Below are 21,214 nucleotides of genomic sequence, written 5' to 3'. Positions count from 1 at the left end.
GAAAACGCCATGGCGATCCTTGCGGATCGAATGTGCATCGGGCCAGCACACCACTCCCGGATAGACAACCTCACATGACTGATACGCCCTCTTCCCGGCCAAGCTCCCCGGAACCGGTGGATGATGCGTCATCCCATGGATCACGGGGCCGCGAGGGCTTTCTGAAGCTCGCGCTCGGTTCCATCGGCGTTGTCTATGGGGATATCGGCACAAGCCCGCTCTATGCCATGCGGGAAGCGCTGCACCACGCGGCGAGCGACGGGCTGACGAATGAAGAAGTGCTGGGCGTCGTCTCCCTGCTCGTCTGGGCCTTGTTCCTGATCGTCACCGGCAAATACGTGGTGTTCCTTCTCCGCGTGGACAACCGGGGAGAGGGGGGTGTGCTCGCGCTGTTCTCTCTCGCCATGGCGGCGGTCGGGCGGCGTTCCGTTCCGGTCTTCATCCTTGGTATCATGGGGGCGGCGCTGTTTTTCGGCGATGCGATGATCACGCCCGCGGTTTCCGTCCTCTCGGCGGTGGAGGGGTTGGAGCTCATCACGCCGAGCTTTACCCCGTTCGTTCTGCCGATCACCATCATCATCCTGGTCGGCGTCTTCATGGTGCAGAGACACGGCACGGCGCGGATCGGCGCATGGTTCGGTCCGATCACGCTCATCTGGTTTATCACCATGGGAGCAGCCGGTATCTGGCAGATCTCCGGCAATCCCCATGTGCTCACGGCGCTGAACCCGCATCATGCGGTGTTCTTCCTCACCGACCATGGCTTCACGGCCTTCCTCGTGCTGGGTGCGGTGTTTCTGGCGGTGACAGGGGCGGAGGCGCTCTATGCAGATCTGGGGCACTTCGGACGCGGGCCGATCCGCTTCGCCTGGCTCTGGGTGGTGCTGCCGGCGTTGGTGCTGAACTATCTCGGGCAGGGAGCGCTGGTCATTTCGCGGCCGGAGACGCTGGGTAATCCGTTCTTCCTCATGGTGCCGGACTGGGGGCTGATCCCGCTGGTGCTGCTGGCGACGGTGGCGACAGTCATCGCCTGTCAGGCCGTGATTTCCGGCGCTTTTTCCATGACGCGGCAAGCGGTGCAGCTTGGCCTGCTGCCGCGGTTCGAGATCCGCCATACGTCCGAGCAACAAAGCGGCCAGATCTACGTGCCCACGATGAACTGGCTGCTGCTCATCGCGGTGATCTGGCTTACGCTGGCGTTCGGCTCGTCAAGCAGCCTTGCCTCCGCCTATGGGATCGCGGTGACGGGGACGATGATCGTCACCACGGCGCTCGCGGTGGTGCTGGCGGTGAAGGGGTGGCGCAAGCCGCTATGGGTCGTGCTGCTGATCGCGGCGCCGGTTGCGGTGATCGAGCTTTCCTTCCTGACTTCCAACCTGCTGAAAATCCTTGATGGCGGCTATGTTCCGGTGCTGGCGGCGCTGGCGCTCATGCTGGTCATGTGGTCGTGGTGGCGGGGCTCTCAGCTGTCCTTCGAGCGGCAGCATCGGATGGCCGTGCCGCTGGAGAGTTTTGCCCATTCGATGTCGCATAGCTCCGTGCATATCGCTGATGGAGTCGCGGTCTTCCTGACCTCCGATCCGACCACGGCACCGCCTGCCTTGTTGCATAACCTCAAGCACAACAAGGTGCTGCATCGCCGCAACCTCGTCACGACGGTGCTGGTGGCGGAGGAGCCGCGTGTCTCAGAGCACGACCGGCTGACCTACGAGAATCTCGACGACCGGTTTGCGCGCGTCACCCTTCGCTTCGGCTTCATGGAGACGCCTGATGTCAGCCGTGCCCTGTTCCGCTCGCGGATCGACGGGGTGAAGCTTGAGGTGATGCGCACCTCCTTCTTCCTCGGGCGCCGCCGCTATGTGCCGGGTGCGCGTATCGGCATGCCGCTCCTGCTGGACAGGATATATATCCTGCTGAACGGATTTTCCGCCGATCCGACGGTGTTCTATCACCTCCCGAGGGACCGGGTTGTGGAGATCGGCGCCCGGATCAGCGTCTGACCGTCCGGGGGTTAAGCGGAGCGGGATCGCCCGCGCCGAACATGCTGTCCGGTTGCCCGTCGCGCGACATGAGGACGGCGAGCGGCCGGAGCGGCGGAATATGGGAGCAGAGGATCATCGCCGCGACCATCATCGGCACCGCGAGAAACAACCCGGCGATTCCCCATATCGCGCCCCAGAAGGCCAGCGCCAGCACGATGCAGAAGGTGGAAAGCTGCAATGTCCGCCCCATGAAGATCGGCTCGATGATATTTCCGTTGCCGAACTGGATGCCGCACACGATGAGGGATACCGTCACGGTGACCCAGGGTTCCGGCATCTGGATGAACACTGCTAGTATGGTGAGGATGGAGGCGACCAGCGAGCCGATGGTCGGAATGAAGTTCAGGATGACCGTCAGCATCCCCATGGCACCCGCAAATTCCAGCCCCGCCACGCGCATCACCAGATAGACCTCAAGCCCCGTCACAAGGCTGACTGCGCTTTTCACCAGAAGATAGCGGTTCACCCGGCGGATGATGGAGCGGCTGATGGCGGCGGCACGCGCCGCACGCTCCGGCGAGGCGAACAGGTTCAGCAGCTTTGCATGGAACCAGTGCTGCTCCGCGAACAGAAACCCCACGACGAGGCTTGTCATCACCGCGATCGACACCAGCCCGGAAAGCTGAAACGCGATCGAGCGGAGGTAGGCGTTGAGGTTGATCGTCTGGATCGCGTTCTGAACCGCCGAGGTTGCCTCTGGCCCGAGCCAGGCGAACAGGCGGGCGACAGCATTGATGGCCGCATCGCTGTAAAGCAGCATGGTGGTGATCAGCCGGTTGACCTCATTCACCACCACAACGGCCAGCAGGATGAGGCAGAAGGTGAGTAGCGTCACCGCGAGCACCACTGCAATCCAGCGCGGGAAATAGAAGCGACCGAGCCTGAGTTGCGCGATCCGGTCGATGGTGGCGGTCGTCACGCTGAAAAGGATGATGCCGAAGGCGAGCGAGATGAGAATGGAACTGCCCACCCAGAGGAGAAACACCGCCACCCCGAAGGCGATGATGGTGAGCGCCCATGTCTGGATGCGGAGCCTGTCTTCAAGACTTGGGCGGTAGGGGGGGAAGACGCCGGTTTGATCCTCGGGCGGTGTCGTCTTGAGCATGGCGCGCGGAACCTCGGCGTGGGTCTGCGCCACTATGCGGGGTTGCAGGCCGAACGGCAACTCCGGCCTGCACGGGAAGGTGTTCAGCCTGTCGGTTCAGTGGAAAGTGCAGCCGCAGGCGGCGCGGTCACTTGGCTATCCGGGCCGGGGGAGGCGATTTCCTCCCGGCGCCAGTCATTCAGGATTTCCTGCTGCCGAATCATCACGGGGCGCGGATGCTGTTCCTCGGGCTTCATGAACAGCCGCAACCGACGGGCGGAGGCGCCCTCCCCGGAATCGGAGGACCAGGCGATGATCAGGGGTGCGATGAGCATCGGGCCGCCAACCGGAAGGAACCATATGAAAAGATTGGTGAACTTCCATGCCGCGAAGAGGATGACAGCGCCGGTGGCGGTGATCCACCAACTTGCCTTCCAGGCGGTTGAGAGCGGGATCGCCTGCGCCTCCCGATCTGCAACCGGCCAGCCGCCGTCTGCTCCGGTAAGGATCTCGATGACGGAGCGGGTCTGGAAGGCCAGCATGAGCGGGGCGATCAGGCTCGACCACAGGATTTCAATGATGACACTTGCCAGGCATGCAAAGGCACCGCCGAATTGCCGGGCGCGCCCATCGAAGATGGATCGAAGCGCGATGAGCAGCTTCGGCCCAAGAAGAAGCCCCAGGACAAGCAGCAGCAACAGAATGGCGCGTGTGGACTCACTGATCGGAAACTGCGGAACGCCGAGCGCCGAGTCAGGAAAGAACTCAAAGGGCGCGGCCAGAATCGGTGCCAGAATGGTCGCGATCAGGAATACGCCCCAGAGGGAGGAGGCGAGGTAGGCCATGATGCCCTGAAAGAATACGAACCGGCTCCACATCTTCAGGCCGGGCACGGCGAGCAGGCGCGAATGCTGAAGGTTGCCCTGTGCCCAGCGGCGGTCGCGCTTGGCATAATCGAGGATGTTGTCGGGTGCTTCCTCATAGGAGCCGCCGATGTCGGGATCGACCCGCACGATCCAGCCCGCGCGCGCGAGGAGGGCGGCCTCCACATAGTCGTGGCTGAGGATATGGCCCCCGAACGGCGGCTTGCCCTTGAGCTCTGGCAGGCCGCAGCTTTCCGCGAATGCCGTGGTGCGCGTGATGGCATTGTGGCCCCAGAACGGCCCCTCGCGCCCCTGAAGCGCCGCGACGCCACGGGTGAAGATCGGCGAAAAGAACGCAGCGGAGAATTGCAGAACCCGGCCAAAGAACGACCGCGAGCGGATGATCTTCGGCAGGGTCTGAAGCAGCCCGAGCTTCGGCTCGGCCTCCATGCGTCGCACCATCTCGACCAGCGTCTCGCCTTCCATCAGGCTGTCCGCATCGAGAATGATGAGGAAATCGTACCGTCCGCCAAAGCGGCGGATGAACTCCGCGATGTTGCCCGCCTTCTTGCCGGTATTGTCTGTCCGGCGGCGGTAATAGACCGGCAGGATATGCCCCCAGCCGCCGCGCAGCTTTTCGAACCACGCCTCTTCCTCCGCCCCTATCGCGGCGCGGGTGGTATCCGAGACGATCGCAAGTTCGAAAGCGCCATGAAGGCCGGTGGCCTCCAAGCTCTCGATCATCGCCGCAGCATGGGAAAAGGGCTTTTCAGGAGGTTCGTTGTAAACCGGAAGCAGGATCGCTGTGCGCGTGGTCAGCGGGCCGGTCGTCCGCGCACGGCGGATATGACTGCTCATGAACACGCCGCTCATGCCGAGCATCGCGCCCCAGGCGATCCACCAGGTGGTCAGGCCGAGCAGGGCGATCCTGACATAATCCGTTCCGTCCCGCCCGTCGGCAAAAAAGACGTTGAGGCCAAGCCATACGGCTGTTCCGGCCAACACAAGGCTCGCCAGAAAGAGGACGGTCCGCAATATCATGGGGAGATCAGGTCAGTCGCCGGCCGCCAGACTGGGCGAACCTGGCGCGCAGCAGCCCGAACCAGGAGGAGGAGCGCTCCAGAACCTGCACCGGCATGATCATCGGCGCCGCCGGCGGCAACCGGTCATCGAGCGCGAGCGTGCCAGCTGCGTCACTCACTTCCATGACCCTCGCAGCAGCGATGTCAGTGAGGCGATTCATCTCCAGGTCTCCACTGATAGCTCCAGGTTTCGGTCAGACGACGACCGCCAACGCTCAAATATACCGACAGTTCCACAGGATTGCTTGCCGTACTCTTCACGTCGGCAACGAACCGCCAGATGTCCTCTCCCGCGACTTTCTTCAAGTCCGTGTGGACAAATTCTCCATTAAAAATTGACGTGTTCGCGGCGACGGAATCGAGGTCGAGCAGGCGGTCCAGATAGGGGCCTTCGAAATCCACCACAAATTTCCGCTCTCCCGTTGTCGGATCGGAGCCGGATGTCCCGGAATGGCCTGAACTGAAGGTGATGACGCGCGCGAATCGCGTGCTCGATTCGGCGATGTCGCCCCACACCAGCCGATAGCTGAACTCGACCGCCGAACCCGCGGTTGCGGGCGCTTCCGGCATCCAGAAGCAGACGATGTTGTCGTTGACCTCCCGCTTTGTCGGGATCTCGATCAGGCAGATGTGGCCCACGCCCCATTGCCCGGACGGCTCCACCAGAACGGAGGGGCGCTTTTCGTAATGCGCCTCCGCATCGGCATAATCCTCGAAACGACGGCTGCGCTGCATGAGGCCGAAGGCGCGGGGGTTTTCCTCCTTGTAGAAGGAAGCCGCCAATTGCGCCGGATTGTTCAGGTTGCGCCAGACTTCCTCTCCGCTGGCACGGATGATCTTCAATCCCTCGCTGTCATGCACACGCTCGCGATAATCGTCAAAAGCGGCACGATTCGGCCCGCCGTAGAGGAACATCGAGGTGAGCGGCGCGATGCCCAGCCGCGAGACGTCGCGCCGCACGAAGATGCGCGCGGTCACGTCCATGGTCGTGTCCTTGCCGGGGCGGGTGATGAAGCGATACGCGCCGGTGACGCTTGGCCCTTCGAGCTGGGCGTAGATGGTGATCGACGAATCGAACTGGCCGGGCGGGACGACGTAGAACCGGGTGAAGCGAGGAAACTCCTCCGGCTTGCCCGCTGCCGTGTCGATGGCAATGCCGCGCGCGGAGGTGCCATAGGACGACCCTTGTCCCAGCGCGCGGAAGTAGCTGGCCCCCAGAAACGTCAGCAACTCATCCCAGATTTCGGGAGAATTCAGCGGGTAGTTGATCTTCAGTCCGGCGATACCGGGGAAGGGGTTCACTGCATCGAAAGGCGCCCGGTCGAGCGGCGCGTGATAGAGGAAGTCCTGCGAGGTGAAGGAAAGCTCCCGCCGCTCCCCGCCTTCGAGCAGGGCAATCGTCACCGGCTCATCATAAAGCCAGCCGAGAGAGAAGGCGTTCAGCGTGAACAGGGCCTGACCCGCCCAGATGGCCCGCGCGGGATCCGCCTGCACCTGACGATAGCCGTCATATCCGAGCGTCGAGAACGGCTCGGGCAACGTAAGTTCGTTCCGCTGATAGGGCTGGTTAACGAGCGCCTGCATTTCCTGCGTCAACGCGTCGAAGAAGTCGGCCGTCTGCGCGGAAATGCGGAGCGGAGCAATGGCGGCAAGGGCGCTTACGGAAAGACCGGTAAGAAGAAATTGCCTGCGCCGCATGACCCACCTTCGATTAGACGATCCATGCTATTTAGAGGAAGTTTGCCGAAGGAAAAGCGGCATTTCTACGCAGACCAAGGGACTTGCGGTGAAGTGATGATTATGCGCCTCACCCTGAGCGGGGAACCGCAATACTCTGTTCAGACCCCCTTGCCCCCGACCAAAACCCGCGTTAGGAAGCCCGCCACGGAGAGGTGGCCGAGTGGTCGAAGGCGCACGCCTGGAAAGTGTGTAGGCGGGGAACCGTCTCGAGGGTTCGAATCCCTCTCTCTCCGCCATACATCATTGATATTGTGTCATTTTTTGACGGCATGACGGATTTACCCGCCATGATGCCCGCCAAACGCATTGCGCTTGGATGCAACGGGATGCAGTGCCGCGATTGAAGGGAACTCAAACCGGCGAGAAGGAGGCCTCCTCGCCTACGAGGGAGACGCTCGGGTTCTTGGCGTGAATTTCGCGAATTCAGGGCAGGATACACACATCCGCGGCTTCGCGCCCGCCATCACCTCTCGAATTTGATCAGTAAGAGCACTTCGTGTGAGAAATTATGCCTATTGCTTCTTGGGCTTCTGGCTGAAAGATGGGGAGCCTCGCGGATTGGTCTTCAAATCTCCAGCGGAGGTAGGGCGCGCACGATTTTCATCGTCTCAAGGCTCACGGTGATAACACGGCACAACAGGTCGAAGGGATAGCGCGCATCGCCGATGGTTTCGTTGGCGTAGTCGTTGGCGTCATTCACGATGCCGCTGTCCTTGTCCTCACGGACCGCCTGGCGCTCCATCACCCAGTCGATGGCGGGCTTGCCGTTCACGACGTAGTCATAGGCGGCCAGCGGGACGTTAGTCAGGGTGATGTTCGCGTTGTAGTGGATCACCGAACGATCCTTGCCCTTGCCGAAGGTCATCTTCTCGACGCGGAAGAACTTCGCCGCGTTATCGATCTGCGCGAGCGACAGATCGCCTTGCTTGATCGTCACCGGATAGGGTTCGACGCTCTCATAGACAACATGCAGATCCCCCAGCCGGCGCCCAGCCTCGACGAAAGCCCGGAAATCGGCTGCCTTCTTCACGCAAGGAATGCGGGGCAGTTCTTTCGTCAGGTTGTCGGCGAAGCGGCGGCGGTAGTCCTCGGAATGCAGCAGACCATAGGTATAGTAGAAGATGTCGTCCTTGGTGAGTTCCTCACCGGGATAGGCGGTTTGAAAATGCGCGAGTCCGGCGTCGGTGATGCCGTGGCGGGGGCGATAGGTCGGCCGTACCTCCTCAATCACCGAGAAGAGATCATCATCAGCGACTGGGTCTTCTTGCGCGTAGAGGGTGAGCGGGAAACATTGGGAGCCACCCTTCATAGCCGCGATTTCCAGTGTCGGAATCTGATTCGTCATGAGGGTTGAAAAGCCACCGACATGGCCAACGCCCGCAACGGAAATCACCCGATTGGGCTCGTCAGGGTTAGGAAACATGCGAGGCATCTGATAGATCATCTCGTTCAGGCGGCGGCTGAAATAGAGGTGTTGGCGGAAGAAGGGCCGATAGGTGGCGGGCACGATCTGGCCTTCGTCAAAGTTCAGCGGCTTCAGACGTGCGAAATCATTGCGCAGGGCGCGGGTCCAAGACACGTCGTGCGGCGCATGGGTGATGAAATCCTCCACCGATGAGGTGGCCTTGGCAGCGGCATATCGGGCAAGCTGGCCGTTGTAGTAATCGACCGTACGGCGGATGTTTTGTTTTAGGCGCCATTCAGAGGAATTGAAGCACCAGGCATCGCGCTGCGTCTTCAGCCCGGCCGAATAGTTCTCGAACAGGACCTTCGCGTCCTTGTCCTTTTTGTGGCCAATGCTGATGTAGCCCGCCACGCTGTCGTCGCGCTGTTTGAGCCAGTCGCCGTGGGCGTCGGGGATCACCTCCTGCCATCCGCCCTTGGCTCCGATGCCGCGGATGCTGCGGAAACCGGCGATGATCTTCAGCTTGTCCTCGCGGCTGAGGTAATCGCCGATGTCGTGGTAGAGGACCTGCCCCTGCCTCGCAGCAGCGGGGTTTTTGATGAAAAGGGTGATTGCGACCGGAGCCCGGCTACCTTCCTGAAAGACGTTGCCGCTCTCCTTGCGGCGCTGTTCGCCGGAGGTGCGGGCGTTGCCGCGCAGGTGGAAAACGTAGATCGAGGAGAATTCCTCGACCAGGGATTTGCGCATGCCGTCGCCGGTGTTGGCATCGATCCAGCCCCCGTTGGTCACATAGGCCATGACGCCGCTGTCACCCAGTCGGTCAGCACCCCAGCGGATCGCGCGGATGTAGCTGTCGTAGAGCGCGTTCTTGTTGGTCGCGGTCGAACGTCCGGCAAAGGTCTCGCCGATCCGACCATCGAGGCGCCGGTAGTTGACGTGGTGCGACACGGCGTAGGGCGGGTTGCCCATAATGACGCGGATGTCGAGTTCCTGCTGGCGGCGGCGGCGTTCCGAGTTGTCGGGCATGACCAGCGCCAACTCGTCCTTGCCCTCGCCCATGGCGAAAGTGTCGGTCAGAAGGATGCCATTGAAGGGAGCGTAGCTATCCGAGAGGCCTTCGTAGATCGACTCGATGTTGATCGCGGCGATGTAATAGGCCAACAGCACGATCTCGTTCGCGTGCAGTTCGTAGCGGAACTTGTGCTCCAGTTCCTCGGGCTGGATCAGGCCGGATTGCAGGAGACGGGTGATGAATGTGCCCGTACCGGTAAAGGGGTCGAGGATATGGACGCCTCTTGAGCCGAGGGTTTGTCCGAATTCGTCCTCCAGCACGTCATTGACCGAGTGGATGATGAAATCGACTATCTCGACGGGGGTGTAGACAATGCCCAGCTTGTCGCGCGTGCCCTTGAAGGCCACGCCGAAGAAGTTGTCGTAAAGCTGGCGGATCAGGTCCTGTTTGGCGGCCGGGTTGGTGATGCCCCGCGCCTTGAGCCTGACAGAGCGATAGAAATCGTCGAGGTCGCGGCTTTCCTTTTCCAGATGCGCGCTTTCGAGTGCATCAAGCACGCCCTGGATGGCGCAGGAGACCGGGTTTTCCGTGGTGAAAGTATGGCCTTCAAACAAAGCGTCGAAGACCGGGCGGGTGATGATATGCTGGGCCAGCATCTCAATGGCCTCGGCCTCGGTAATGCCGCTGTTCAAATCGTCGCGGATTTCGGCGAGGAAACGGTCGAACTCCTGCCGCGCGTGGCTTCCTTCGACAGAAAGGATCGCTTCCAGCCGGGTGATATGGGCAATGGCAATGTCGCGCAGGCTGGCGGCCCACCGGTCCCAGTATTCACGGTCGCCGCATTTCTTGACGATCTTCGCCATGATGGCGCGGCTGAAATCGTCAAGGATGATGCCGGGCAGTTCAGGCTGGCTTTCATCCTCGATGATGAAATCATCGTCACCGCGGTCGTGCCCCGAGCCGGTGATGCCGGAGCGTTCGGCGGCTGGGCGGCTTGGCAGGTTTTCAACCGTCGCCGTGACGGATTCCAGTTCCTTGCTCCCGATGATCTGGATCCTGTCGGAAACATCCTGACCAAGCGACATCTGGTTGATAGTCGCATCGAACCGCTCGTCATGGGCGCGAAGGGCGTTCAGAATCTGCCAGACAACACGGTATTTGTCGTTGTCATTCAATGCCTCTTCCGGGGTCTTGTCGGCCGGAACACCGACCGGCAGGATGACGTACCCCATCCGTTTGCCCGGCGCCCTTCGCATGACGCGGCCAACGGATTGCACCACGTCGATCTGACTTTTGCGCGGGTGCAGGAACATGATCGCATCCAGTGCCGGTACATCCACGCCTTCGGAGAGGCAGCGGGCGTTCGTCAGAATCCGGCAGATCTGGTCTTCGGTTTCGGCCTTCAGCCAATCCAGAAGTTCGCCTCGGGACTTGGCGTTGAATGTTCCGTCGACATGCTGGATTTCGCAGTTGAGGTGATGGTGTGCGAGGTCGCCTTCACGGCTCTGCACTTCGGTCGAGCTGAGATATTCATCAACCACGGCGCCGAACTCGTCTTGGACCAACTTGGAGGATTTGATGTCCCGACAGAAGGCCAGAGCCCGGCGCATCGGCTGGGTATCGGCGCCCAAGTCAGACTGAATGTCCATCTTAGTCAGCGCCTTGTAGCAGCCGAGGATACGTGTCGCATCGTCCAGAATGAGCCCGGAGGTTGGATCCTCGATCCGCTTCTGAAGCGAGCGCGCCACCAGCCCTTCGTCCATGGTCAGCACGATGACCTTGTAGTCGGTCAGCAGACCTTCCTGCACCGCCCAACCGAAGCCGCGATAGAAAAGCGTTGGGCCGAACAGGCTTTCGTCGTCCATTGTCGCCAGGGTCACGCCCAGATCGCTCGCCTTGGACTTCGCACCATCACCGTAAATACGCGGGGTCGCGGTCATGTAGAGCCGCTTGTCGCCGCCCACCACCTCGTCGCGGTGAACGCGGATGAAGTTGCTCTCCTCCTGTCCGTCGAGCGCCGCCCCGGTCGTACGATGAGCCTCGTCGCAGATGATGAGATTGAACCGCCCCATGCTGTGTTTCAGCTGGGCATCGGAAACCGTCTGGATCGACTGATATGTGGCGAAGACGACCGTCATCTTGCCGGGCGCTGGGTCCGCAACGCCGGTGGCGAGCTTTCCCGCGTCGGTCGTCGCCGGGAATGCGAGGTCGAGTGGACTGATTTCGGCGACATCGTCTTTCGCCGGCCGCCGCCTACCAACTTGGGTGTCGGAACACACAGCAAAAGAACGGATTGGCGTTTTGGTGTCGTTCGTCCATTCGCGCACCGTCTGCGCCATCAGCGCAAGCGAGGGGACAAGGAACTGGACAGAGCCGTCAGCACCGACCAAATCTTCGGCAATCTTCAGCGACGTGAAGGTCTTGCCGGTTCCACAGGCCATGATGATCTTGCCGCGGTCATGTTCCGCCAGACCGGCGCGGACAGCATCCAGAGCGTCACGCTGATGGGGGCGAATCTCCTTCTTTGCCTCCAGCACCACTTCCTGCCTGGCGGCAAACAGCCCCCACCGGATTGGCGAGGCACGCATGTCGGCCAACCCGATGCGGAGGACAGGGATCAGCTGACCGATCAGCATCGCCTCGGCATTCTCGGACCATGCGCCTTCGGTCGAATCCATCACGATCCGGCGCACGAACGGCGCTTTGGAAGATGCCGACAGGAAGGAGTCGATGTCCGCCTTGGCGATCTTGTCACGTGCCCCATAAAACTTGCACTGAATCGCGGCAAAGCCAGCATGGCCACGCAGCTTTGCCACAAGGTCGATCCCCACGTCCTTGCCGTTCCAGCCGTTCTCCGCTGCCCAATCGGCCCAGGTCCATACGGCTTCGTACTGCTCCGCTTGCACAGGATCATGAGACAGAAAGGCCGCGCAGAGGCGTTCGTAGTAGCTGCCCTTATCCCGCTCGCTGGTTGCTGATACCCGATAGTGGTTGAGAAGGGTGTCGAGCGAGAAGGTCATTTAGGTCACCGGGCTAGTGGAACCGCGCGAAACTACGGTTTCAACCGCAAGGGGGCAACCAGTGCGAGAGCAGCGCGACATCTCCGTGGCGTAGGGGCGACATCATCGTTCGTTATGAAGGCCTGTCGCGGGGTCCGCCTTAGTCTCGGCATTCCAGTAGTCGAAGCTGGGGCAAGAGACATCGGCGCGAAGGGGAATGAACCCAACCCCGCAAGCGGCACTATTAACCGCTGCGGCTGGGGTTTCAATCGAATCGTCGAGCGAAATGGGAACCGGCGTTCTTTGCGCCGTGGCTGAGGCTGGCAAGGTCATCCCGCCCTCGCAGAGCGGTTGTAGGCTGGTGTCATGGATACCTGGAACTCGGTAGAAGTTATCATTGCCTGCGGCTGGCAGCGGGGCCCGGAGTGCACGATCCGAGGAGGACCGGTCTCCGACGGTGCCATCACCCGATAACGGGCCAGTGGGCTTGCCGGTAGAAGGATTCAGCCCCGCCAGTTGGAATATTGCCGTCCGCCCCACAGATTTCAACGGGGGAGCAGGGACGGCTCGTTGGTGGTTTGGGGGCAGACCTGTTGACGCGGGCTGAGCAGGCTCGTCTTGGCGCATAGGAAGCACCCCGCCACGAAAGATTTCGGCTCGGCCTGCCCGAACCCTGCTTTCCAACGCCCGAAGCGATGGCGGGGATAGGCGGAAGGTAGCTCTGGCAACTGACTGGCGTCAACAAATCTCAGTGCGTCAACTCCACGGCGGCACACAGGGCGTGCGGTCTGCGGCGGTGGAGGTACGGTTGTAGGCGTCCTCTGCGGCTATGTGGGTGGGCGCGGCTCTAGGCGCTGATGGCATCGAGCCGAGGAACATCCGCTCCGCAGAGGACGAGGTGAGCATTGCGCGGACTGGGCGTGATTTCAATGCGGGGATCAGCGATGTCATCTGGTCAATGCCATGCTGCGGGTGATGATGAGACCCCGAGTGCCGCTCCCATTCGCTCAAATCCACTCGTCCGGATGTTGTCAGAGCGCTCCGGCCGCCCCGATCATTTTCGCGCATGGTGGCACCCTCTGGGGATGGATGCATGCCCAAACTACCAAGCGCGGGTCCTAACACCCCATGACGAGACCGCTGCGCATGGACATATAGTTTTATCAAGTCGAACCCGGCAGAGGTTCCACTCCGCCAAGCTCCGCCTTGTCCCGCCGCCAGCGGATCCACCTTTGCCGTTGTGCGTCGCGGATGCGGTCGAGACCCTCGGGGGTTCTGGCTCCGGTGGATAGCCCGCCGTGGAACTTGCAGCGTGCCTTGCCGGGCTGCGGCTTGCAGGCACAAGAGGTGCCCTTTCGAGTGCGAGCCCCGCAGCGCGGCTGGGAGGTAGTTCGAGCTTTGGGCGGGCCGGAGACGACGCGGACCTGGCATGCCCTTACCTGTGCCATGAGGGCGGCGTTCTGCTCCTGCGCCAAGATGCGCGATCTCTCCACCCACGGGTCGGGGCCGGCAGCCGACGCGACGGGAAGCGCCAGCACCTCGGCCATGCGCCTCACCGCCAACGCCTGAGGATCTACTCTCGCCTTTGTCTCCCAATAGCTGACAGCGTGACGGCCGACGCCCGCTCGTTGGGCCAGAGCGGCTTGGGACAGCCCGGCAGAGCGGCGGAGGGCGGCAAGCTCCGGTCCGGTCATATTTCCTCCCCATCATGGCAGCGGGGGAAATCCTCCGCTGGCACCCACGCGCGGCAAATGCCGCAGAAGTGCCGCCCATCCGGCCCGTGGCAGTCCCATGCGGAAAGCCTGCGCCATTCATCGAGCCGGATGATGCGACCTGTCCATGTGACCGGGTTTCCCGCGATGGATCGGCCATGCCGGAACATGTCGTCATCATTTCGCGAAGGGGCCGGAGCGCTGGGTGGTGGGGCGAAGGGGACGGCAAGCGGCGTTACGATTGCAGGTGTCTGCGATTGCGATTTCCGCGATTTTTGCGATTCCGGCCGGTCCAAATCGCAGAAATCGCGACTATCGCAACGCGCAGGTGTCTCGCTCAGGATTTCAGCAAGAGCGGCTTGAACGTCAAACAGCATGGCCCGACCTTACAATCCGATATGCTTCCTGCCGGGGTTTGCCCCGCACCTCGGCTCCCCTTGGCAACTGAACCAGGTGACCTGCCTTCACGAGCATGGACAATGGACCGGAAAGCGCCTTGCGCTCCCGAAGGGGGTTTGGTCCCCGGTGCAGGATCTCGGATGGCGTCACATCCTCATGCGGCCAGCTTTCCGAGAGCCATTGCCGCAGGCGCTCTGCCTTCGCGGTTTCCTCGGAAACGAGTCCCGCCTCGGCCAGCCTGCGCGCTTCCGACAGGTAGAATTGAGCGAGATCGATGCCCCATCCCATCGCCTGCGGCGTCAGCTCCGGCGCATCGAGATCGGCCCAGAGCGTCAGCACCCCAGCAATGCGCGCCGCCTGCTCTGCGGCCTTGGAGCCATAGGCCCTGACATGCTCCATCTTCCCACCAGTCGCCTGTGCTGTCTCCACCGTGGTATAGAAGCGCCACAGCAATTCCTTGGCCCCCTGCGCCAGCGGCAGGCGTGCCGGGGCGAGTTCCTGCGGGCTATCTCTGGTCGGCATCGGGGTTTCGAGAATGACGCCAAGTCGCGCCGTGAAGGCAGCAATGGCCATCTCGCTCGCTGCGCTGTGCCCCCGCCGCAACCGGGTGCCAATCGCGCTGGGCGGCTCGGTGATGAGGAAGCGGGCGAGGAAGCCCTGTCCCGATGCCTGCGGGTCGGCCAACAGCGGACGGGCGGCGATAGGCTGTGCCATCAGGTGGATGGCGAGACGGCGGCCGGGATAGTCGCTGGCGCCATCCCCGGAGCGGATGCGGTTCACCGTGTCGCCGTTCCAGAGCTGCGAGAGCCCGGCAATGGTCTTGAGCCGGTTGTCCGAGTTCATCGCGTGGCCGCCGATGAAGCCCCCGGCCTCGTCCGAGAACAGGCCCAAGGCCGGGCGGCCAATCTGGTAGAGCTTCAACAGGCCCTCAAGCGTTGGTTCCTGTGCCGTGAGGCTCGGATAGAGCGGCGCGCGGGGCTCCGGCCCAAGGGCGCGCAGATCGGCCTCGGCCGCCGTGGCCTTCATCTTGTCGGCCGCTGCGGCCTCGGTCATCAGCCGCTTGCGCTTGCCCTGCCAGATTTCGCGGGCAACCTCGAAGTCGGAGAATGCGGCCCGGAAGGCGTCGGCCTGTGCCCGCTCATGGTCGCGCACGCCCTTCATCAGCAGCCGGTCGCAGGAGGATTTGCGCTCGCCGCTCTCCGCGATGGTCAGGCAGAACAGCGAACACGGCACATCCCCGCCCAGCGTCTCCACGTTGGCGAAGCCCTGCACCGCCAGAGAGGCGACAGAGAGCGCCGACTGCGCGGCGATGCCGACAGGGGCCTGTGTCACATCCTGCACCGCCGCCACGGCCGCCGCGAGCGGACCGAGCGCTGCGACGGGATAGGGTTTGCCGGGAGGAATTTCCCGCAGGAGGGGTTGCGGTCCTTCGGCCTTGAAGGGGATGGGTTCGGCCGCGAAAGCCGGAGTGATGCCGGGCGCGTTCATGCAGCGGCCCCTTTCATGGTGAGAATGTCGTTCCAGTCGCGCCCCTCCGGCGCGGGAAGCAGGCTGACGGTCCAGCCAAGGGCGGCGGCGCGTTCGGCCAGTGCATGGCCCGCTGCTCGGCCCGGCGCGTCACCGTCCGTCGCAACGGTCAGGCGACCCGGAGTGGGCGGCAGGCGCAGTCCGGTCAGACCGGAGGTGGAGAGCGCGGCCCAGATCGTCGCGGGAGCGCGCAGGAGTCCGCTGGAGAGGCTGAGGGCGGTTTCTATGCCCTCCGCCACCACAAGCGCGCCGTTGCCCTCAGCGACTCGCACGGCGCCTCCGGTGACAGCCCCCAGCATCGCCTTGGCCGGGCTCACCTCCGCCTTGCCGCTGCCATCGGCGCGCAGATAGGTGCGATGCAGCGCGAAACGGTCGGCCCCCTCCACCATCGCCACCAGCGCGGGCAGGCGCTGCGCGGTCGGATGCCAGCACGCGGGATGGAAGCGCAGGCTCTCCGGCAGCGCGCAGGTGATGCCCCGGCCGCGAAGGTAGGTTTCGGCCAGCGTGCCGCTGATCGGTTGCGCCGCGCGCCAGACGGCGAGCGCCTGACGTTCCCGCTTCTCGGCCTCCCGGCGTTGCTCCGCCTGATAGCGGGCCAGCTCGGACGGATCGGTCTGCGGAACCGTGCCGCGGCCCTCCACGATGCCCAGCCCGCGCAGGGCGTCGAGCACAGCCGCGAAGCTGCACCCTGTCTTGCAGTGGGCCAGCAGCCGCCCGGACGGGCCGTCTGCCAGCGTGAGGCTGGGGTGGCGGTCGCCATGTGCCGGGCAGCAGGCCAAGCCGTAGCGGCCGTGCCAGCGTCCTCGCAGCGCTGCCGTGATGCGCTGGGCCTCTGTCACCGAAACCCCCCGCACGATGCCAGCCCGATGAGCAGAGCCAGCAGCATCAGAAACTGAAGGTCGGTCACGCCCGTCCTCCCAAACCCTGACAGGCCTGATAGGCCATCACCCGCTCCTGTCCTTCGAAGATGCGGGCTTTCACTTCCGCCTCGCATCCCAGCCGGTCCGACAGCTCAAGAAGCGAGCCACCCGCCACGGCGAGGGCTTCAAACAGCACGTCATGCAGCTGTTCGACCTTGTCGGCATTCGTGGGGTCGTTCGCTGCGATGAGTTTGCGTGCGAAAAGCACGATGGAGGCCGCGCCAGCCAAAAGCTCGACGTTGACGGGATCGATATCCGCGCTCACTGGAGCACCGCCTTGCGTGCTTCGCGCAGCGCGTTCAGAAGCTCGCCCAGCAGGTCCGGGCGAAAGGCGGTCTCCGCCTTGCTGGGGCGGAATTTGTCCTTCGCGTCGCGATGCCAGAGACAGGGACGCACCCATTCCAGGCCGTTGACAGTTTCCACCGTGAAACGGATTTCCTCGTGGGTGTCTTTGAAAAGTGTGCCAATTTGCGCTGGGGCCCTACATCCTTTCTGATCAGGAGAGGAATTTTTGTCTGAGGTAAATGGAGGATATGCCACGTCGGTCTCATTTTAGAGGCCGGGTATGGTGGGCGATCTTTGGGTCGTTCTAGCCGCCCCAAAAGACAAGCACCGCCACCCCGTTCCTCGGGGTGATGGATTGTTAAGCAGCGCCGGCGCGCCGCGCTTCCCAGGCTTCGATCTCGGAAAGCTTCCAGCGCGAGCATTGGGGCGACAGTTTCACCGGCTGGGGAAAGGTCGGATCACTCTTGACCCACCGCCACGGCGTCGTGCGGTGAACGCCATAGCGGACGGAAAGCTGAACATCGGAAAAGTAGATCTCGGCCACGGATTTGCACTCCAACGGGTTGCGATTAGCAGCCACATGCAACGCAATATCGTGGATCGGAACAGCAAAGCCGGCCCAAATAGCCCGTAAAAGACGCCCGTAACGATCAGCCTTCTAGGTTGGATTTCTGGGCTTCTTTATGGGCATGAAGAATGGGGGCGAGATAGCGTTGCGCAGTCGACCTGCTTATTTCCTCTCCCAAGGCCTTCTTTGCCCAGTCCATAACCTCTTGCCACACCCCTTCAGCTTTCTCAGGTAGCTGCCCTGACGCGAGACGCTCGGCAAACTCGTCCTGAACAGCCTGCTCGACAGCTCCGCCACCCTTGCGCCGGCGTCCCCTTGGCGCCTTACCGAGCGTCGCACTTTTGCCACTTTCGTCATCAACGATCAGCGCCACACCGCTGACGATGCCGGAGATTACCTGCGCTTCCAGATGGGAACGTGGAAAAAGAGCCAACAAATCGCAGAGATCAACCTGCACTCCGATCCAACCGAGATCATCGTCCGGAACAGACAAGTTAGCTTTGGACCAGTCGATCCTTGCCGCACGCCAAGCATCTACCGGAACGGGTCGAAGCTCTCCGAGGATATCCCCCGCGTCGTCCGTGTCAGTCAGCTCCTCGGTTTCCCCACCAGCATCTTCACTTACCGATTCAGCGACGAGATCGTCGTCGCGAGCTTCACTGCTGTTACTTTCATGGAAGCGCCCTTCAACAGAGCAAGCGTTTGGGGTATCTTCCTCGGACTCAGGCATGTGATTGTTTCGGATGCTCTGAGTAACATGAGCTGAACGCCACGCCTGGACACCAATAGCATTCAGCTGACCTTCGGCGAAGGCGCAAAAGAGCTTCGCCTGCGCAACATCAAGATGCCTTTCCATCTCTGACAGCCGGGGTGTGACCCAACGAGCTACATTGAGTGCCTCTCTTTCCTCCTCGAGGATAGCATCTACGTTGACGACTTCCTGTTCGTCCTTTCCCTCGAGATGAGGCCCCTGATTAGCCCGCCAGCTTTCCAGCAGCGAGATGTGACGAGAAATCTCCGCCTCCGTGCTCCCTTCGATGCGATACCATGCATCTTGCAACTCCCTGTCTGCCGCATTGATGAGCGAGGGAGAAATCAGAGCTTCACCCCAGTCCAAATGTTCTTCCACGTCACTACGGATATCGATGCGCGCTCCGATTGCTCCGGTTTGCGAAAAAGCCGGAACTAGGCCGAATGCTATCCAGTGCGCCGCTTCGTGGATGTAACAGGTATCGGGCAGCTCCGCGCGTACATAAATTTCCACTAACCGATCCTCACAACCTTCGCCCCTGTCCGGTCCTCTCCGGTCAGGTAATCCGCCCAAGCCGCCATCATCGTGCGGCGTTTCTCGATCATGTCGCCCCGGCGGTAAGACGCCTCGACGGCGTTCCCGACCCTATGGGCCAGGGCCACTTCGGCCATGTCGCCGGGAAAATGCGTGCGTTCAGCCACCCAGTCTCGGAACGTGCTGCGCAGCCCGTGCGGAACTGCTGGCCGGTTGCTCACCCGATCCTCGAAACCAGAACCGCCCGTCGCCAAATCGGCAGCATGAAGCCGCTTCATGGCGGCGCTCAGCGTCATATCGGACATCTCCCCACCACGTGGGGCGGGAAACACCAACGGATTGTCTTCGAGGCGTGGCAATGCCTCAAGCATCGTCATGGCCGCTGGCGAGAGGGGCACCCGATGTTCGCGGTCCATTTTCATGCGTGCGGCCGGGATGGTCCAGATTCCCGCCACGATGTCAATCTCATCCCAGCGTGCTCCACGCACCTCGCGCGATCGGGCAGCGGTCAGGGCGGTAAACTCCAGTGCCCGGCTGCCGAAGCCATCGCGTGCCCGGATCGCTGCGAACCACCGTGGCGCATCCTCAATCTGCACGGCGGGTTGATTGTCCTGCTTTGCCACCTTGGACGCCGCAGGCAGCAACTCCTTGAGGTTTCCGGCCCATCGGGCGGGATTGTCGCCCGTGCGATGTCCGCTCACGGTTGCCCACGACAACACCGCCTCAATCCGCCCGCGCAGGCGCGACGCGGTTTCCGTCTTGGCCTGCCACAGGGTTTCACCCTCGGCGTTCGCGGGTTGGTTCAGCACTCGCAACACGTCCTGCACGCTGATGTCCTGCACGAGCATCGCGCCAATCTCGGGCATGGCATAGGTTTGTAAGGTATTGCGCCATTGGTCGCGGTGCTTGGCATTCCTGAACGCGTCCAGCTTCGCCGCAAGACTCTTGTCCACCGCTTCCGCGAAGCTCAGCCCCCGCTGACGGGCTGCAACCAGCGCCGCGCGGGCGGTTCTGCGCTCCTCAACCGGATCAATACCTCGTTTGATCTGATCCTTCGCCTCTCTCGCCTTATCCCGTGCCTGCGCGAGTGTCACATCCGGGAAGCCGCCCAAGCCGATCTCACGGCGACGGCCGCCGACTAGAACGCGCAAAAGCCACGTCCGACCATTGTTCGGCGTGACCTGCAACAGCAAACCTGAAACACCGCCCACGGCGAAGGTTGCATTGCCGCCCGATCCAGGGTGCCGCAACCTTTTCAGATCAAGAGCAGTCAACTCCTTCGCGACTCGCGGCATGCCGTACCCGTTAATTTACCCGCCTATATGATCGATACTGGATGCTACAAAACACGAAGGAGCGCAACAAGGTCTGAGGCGAACACCTGTTATTTCTCAATAAAACACTTCCGGTTGCGACAGAGTGCCAGTCTGTGATGGCGGTCTCTCTCTCCGCCATCAACCAACTGAAATGATGTGAGCTTATCGCGTCCTGCGCGGGATTTGCCTGCGCGATGCCGCAGGGCGATGTCTCATAGCCGTCGCAGGGACATCCTACATCGCGATGTAGCGATCACGGCGGTGGTTGATGGCGATGACAAGATTGACCACGACGACACCCAAGACCGACCAGATCAGCCGGTCGAGCGGCACCCACCACAGGGCGACGGCGAAAAGCGCCACGTCGAAACCCATCTGGACCCAGCCCGCGCGGACACCCGTGCTGTCCTGCAGATAGAGCGCGACCACCCCCACGCCACCAAGGCTGGAGCCGTGACGGAAAAGCGCCAGCAGTCCTGCGCCGGTGGTGCAGCCGAAGAGAACCGCCGCCAGCGGCTCCGACAGCATCTCGAAGCTGAGATAGTGAGGGAAGAGCGCGGCAAGCACGGACATGAGCGCGACCGAAGCAAAGCTCTTCAACGTGAAAGACAGCCCGATTCTACGGTATCCGAGCCAATAGAACGGCAGGTTTATCAAAAAGAAAACCGGCCCGAACCCCCAGCCTGTCGCATAGCTTATGAGCAGGGCAAGACCCGCGGTCTGACCGGTCATGAAACCGTGGAAGGCCAGAAACTGAATGCCCAAGGCACACATCATGGTGCCGAAGGCGATCCCTTGCGCGTCCTCGAAGCCGGTGTGGCGGGTCGGTTTGTCGGTTTGGCTCATGGCGAAGTGATGCCGCGACGGCGAAAGGCTTTCCAGCGCTAATTTCGTGGCCTCCTGCGTTGCGGATTGCAGGAGGGAAGACAATCAATGCAGGGGATGCACCGGCAATGCGGGGGCGCACCGGTTCCT

The 21,214-nt window shown here is 62.2% G+C and carries 15 protein-coding genes, 1 tRNA gene and 2 pseudogenes; 3 read left to right on the top strand and 15 right to left on the bottom strand.

Going from position 1 to position 21,214, the window contains the following annotated elements; all coding sequences use genetic code 11:
- Nucleotides 1-74: 74 nt before the first annotated feature.
- A complete protein-coding gene (locus RT513_RS00420) occupies nucleotides 75-2,000 on the top strand; it encodes a potassium transporter Kup (RefSeq protein ID WP_290689387.1) in 1,926 nt (641 codons plus the stop codon).
- Here the strand turns inward: RT513_RS00420 and RT513_RS00415 are convergent.
- Genes RT513_RS00415 through RT513_RS00400 form a run of 4 tightly spaced genes read right to left on the bottom strand, consistent with a single transcriptional unit; the run spans nucleotide 1,990 to nucleotide 6,769 of the window.
- Nucleotides 1,990-3,180, bottom strand: a complete 1,191-nt coding sequence (locus RT513_RS00415; RefSeq protein ID WP_313533434.1) for an AI-2E family transporter — start codon at nucleotides 3,178-3,180, stop codon at nucleotides 1,990-1,992. The genes RT513_RS00420 and RT513_RS00415 overlap by 11 nt on opposite strands.
- Before the next feature lie 50 nt (nucleotides 3,181-3,230).
- Nucleotides 3,231-5,030, bottom strand: a complete 1,800-nt coding sequence (gene mdoH, locus RT513_RS00410; RefSeq protein ID WP_290689383.1) for a glucans biosynthesis glucosyltransferase MdoH — start codon at nucleotides 5,028-5,030, stop codon at nucleotides 3,231-3,233.
- A gap of 7 nt (nucleotides 5,031-5,037) precedes the next feature.
- Complete coding sequence (locus RT513_RS00405; RefSeq protein ID WP_143413103.1) at nucleotides 5,038-5,232, bottom strand: hypothetical protein; 195 nt, start codon at nucleotides 5,230-5,232, stop codon at nucleotides 5,038-5,040.
- Entirely contained in the window at nucleotides 5,216-6,769 is a 1,554-nt protein-coding gene (locus RT513_RS00400; protein ID WP_290689380.1) for a glucan biosynthesis protein, read from the bottom strand. The genes RT513_RS00405 and RT513_RS00400 overlap by 17 nt, the downstream gene beginning before the upstream one ends.
- Nucleotides 6,770-6,957: 188 nt before the next feature.
- Between RT513_RS00400 and RT513_RS00395 the strand changes: the two genes are divergently transcribed.
- Nucleotides 6,958-7,047 (top strand) — tRNA-Ser (locus RT513_RS00395).
- Between the two features lie 329 nt (nucleotides 7,048-7,376).
- Here the strand turns inward: RT513_RS00395 and RT513_RS00390 are convergent.
- Nucleotides 7,377-12,248: a type ISP restriction/modification enzyme gene (locus RT513_RS00390; protein ID WP_290689378.1), complete on the bottom strand. Its 4,872-nt coding sequence runs from the start codon at nucleotides 12,246-12,248 to the stop codon at nucleotides 7,377-7,379.
- A 1,142-nt stretch (nucleotides 12,249-13,390) separates the two neighbouring features.
- Nucleotides 13,391-13,588 (bottom strand): annotated as a pseudogene (locus tag RT513_RS00385) (HGGxSTG domain-containing protein); the annotation flags it as partial.
- Nucleotides 13,589-13,673: 85 nt separating this feature from the next.
- Here RT513_RS00385 and RT513_RS00380 point away from each other — a divergent pair.
- A complete protein-coding gene (locus RT513_RS00380) occupies nucleotides 13,674-13,796 on the top strand; it encodes a hypothetical protein (protein WP_313533473.1) in 123 nt (40 codons plus the stop codon).
- Nucleotides 13,797-13,804: 8 nt separating this feature from the next.
- Here RT513_RS00380 and RT513_RS20770 read toward each other — a convergent pair.
- The 9 genes and pseudogenes from RT513_RS20770 to RT513_RS00340 all read right to left on the bottom strand — a co-directional run.
- Nucleotides 13,805-13,921: pseudogene (locus RT513_RS20770) on the bottom strand (helix-turn-helix domain-containing protein); the annotation flags it as partial.
- A 384-nt stretch (nucleotides 13,922-14,305) separates the two neighbouring features.
- Nucleotides 14,306-15,826 (bottom strand): YfjI family protein, encoded by a 1,521-nt coding sequence (locus RT513_RS00375; protein ID WP_290689375.1) that lies wholly within the window; start codon nucleotides 15,824-15,826, stop codon nucleotides 14,306-14,308.
- Entirely contained in the window at nucleotides 15,823-16,704 is an 882-nt protein-coding gene (locus tag RT513_RS00370) for a toprim domain-containing protein (protein ID WP_290689373.1), read from the bottom strand. Before RT513_RS00370 ends, RT513_RS00375 begins: the two co-directional genes overlap by 4 nt.
- Before the next feature lie 64 nt (nucleotides 16,705-16,768).
- Nucleotides 16,769-17,050 (bottom strand): hypothetical protein, encoded by a 282-nt coding sequence (locus RT513_RS00365; protein ID WP_290689371.1) that lies wholly within the window; start codon nucleotides 17,048-17,050, stop codon nucleotides 16,769-16,771.
- Nucleotides 17,047-17,208: a hypothetical protein gene (locus RT513_RS00360; protein ID WP_290689369.1), complete on the bottom strand. Its 162-nt coding sequence runs from the start codon at nucleotides 17,206-17,208 to the stop codon at nucleotides 17,047-17,049. Before RT513_RS00360 ends, RT513_RS00365 begins: the two co-directional genes overlap by 4 nt.
- A 220-nt stretch (nucleotides 17,209-17,428) precedes the next feature.
- Nucleotides 17,429-17,614 (bottom strand): helix-turn-helix transcriptional regulator, encoded by a 186-nt coding sequence (locus RT513_RS00355; RefSeq protein WP_290689367.1) that lies wholly within the window; start codon nucleotides 17,612-17,614, stop codon nucleotides 17,429-17,431.
- A 106-nt stretch (nucleotides 17,615-17,720) separates the two neighbouring features.
- A complete protein-coding gene (locus tag RT513_RS00350) occupies nucleotides 17,721-18,902 on the bottom strand; it encodes a hypothetical protein (RefSeq protein ID WP_290689366.1) in 1,182 nt (393 codons plus the stop codon).
- Nucleotides 18,902-20,218, bottom strand: a complete 1,317-nt coding sequence (locus tag RT513_RS00345) for a phage integrase central domain-containing protein (RefSeq protein WP_290689364.1) — start codon at nucleotides 20,216-20,218, stop codon at nucleotides 18,902-18,904. Before RT513_RS00345 ends, RT513_RS00350 begins: the two co-directional genes overlap by 1 nt.
- Nucleotides 20,219-20,473: 255 nt before the next feature.
- Nucleotides 20,474-21,085 carry a YitT family protein gene (locus RT513_RS00340; protein ID WP_290689362.1) on the bottom strand — a complete coding sequence of 204 codons (612 nt, stop codon included), beginning with the start codon at nucleotides 21,083-21,085 and terminating at the stop codon, nucleotides 20,474-20,476.
- Nucleotides 21,086-21,214: the final 129 nt, after the last annotated feature.

Source organism: Haematobacter sp., from assembly GCF_032102465.1.
Lineage (GTDB): Bacteria > Pseudomonadota > Alphaproteobacteria > Rhodobacterales > Rhodobacteraceae > Haematobacter.
Note: the sequence above shows the minus strand (reverse complement) of the source record. Positions and strands in the feature narration are given on the sequence as shown.

Excerpts from the sequence above, each read along its gene's own strand:
- mdoH (WP_290689383.1), bottom strand. The coding sequence starts at position 5,030 with ATGATATTGCGGACCGTCCTCTTTCTGGCGAGCCTTGTGTTGGCCGGA.
- RT513_RS00405 (WP_143413103.1), bottom strand. The coding sequence starts at position 5,232 with ATGAATCGCCTCACTGACATCGCTGCTGCGAGGGTCATGGAAGTGAGT.
- RT513_RS00375 (WP_290689375.1), bottom strand. The coding sequence starts at position 15,826 with ATGAACGCGCCCGGCATCACTCCGGCTTTCGCGGCCGAACCCATCCCC.
- RT513_RS00420 (WP_290689387.1), top strand. The coding sequence starts at position 75 with ATGACTGATACGCCCTCTTCCCGGCCAAGCTCCCCGGAACCGGTGGAT.
- RT513_RS00400 (WP_290689380.1), bottom strand. The coding sequence starts at position 6,769 with ATGCGGCGCAGGCAATTTCTTCTTACCGGTCTTTCCGTAAGCGCCCTT.
- RT513_RS00390 (WP_290689378.1), bottom strand. The coding sequence starts at position 12,248 with ATGACCTTCTCGCTCGACACCCTTCTCAACCACTATCGGGTATCAGCA.
- RT513_RS00345 (WP_290689364.1), bottom strand. The coding sequence starts at position 20,218 with ATGCCGCGAGTCGCGAAGGAGTTGACTGCTCTTGATCTGAAAAGGTTG.
- RT513_RS00340 (WP_290689362.1), bottom strand. The coding sequence starts at position 21,085 with ATGAGCCAAACCGACAAACCGACCCGCCACACCGGCTTCGAGGACGCG.
- RT513_RS00380 (WP_313533473.1), top strand. The coding sequence starts at position 13,674 with ATGAGGGCGGCGTTCTGCTCCTGCGCCAAGATGCGCGATCTCTCCACC.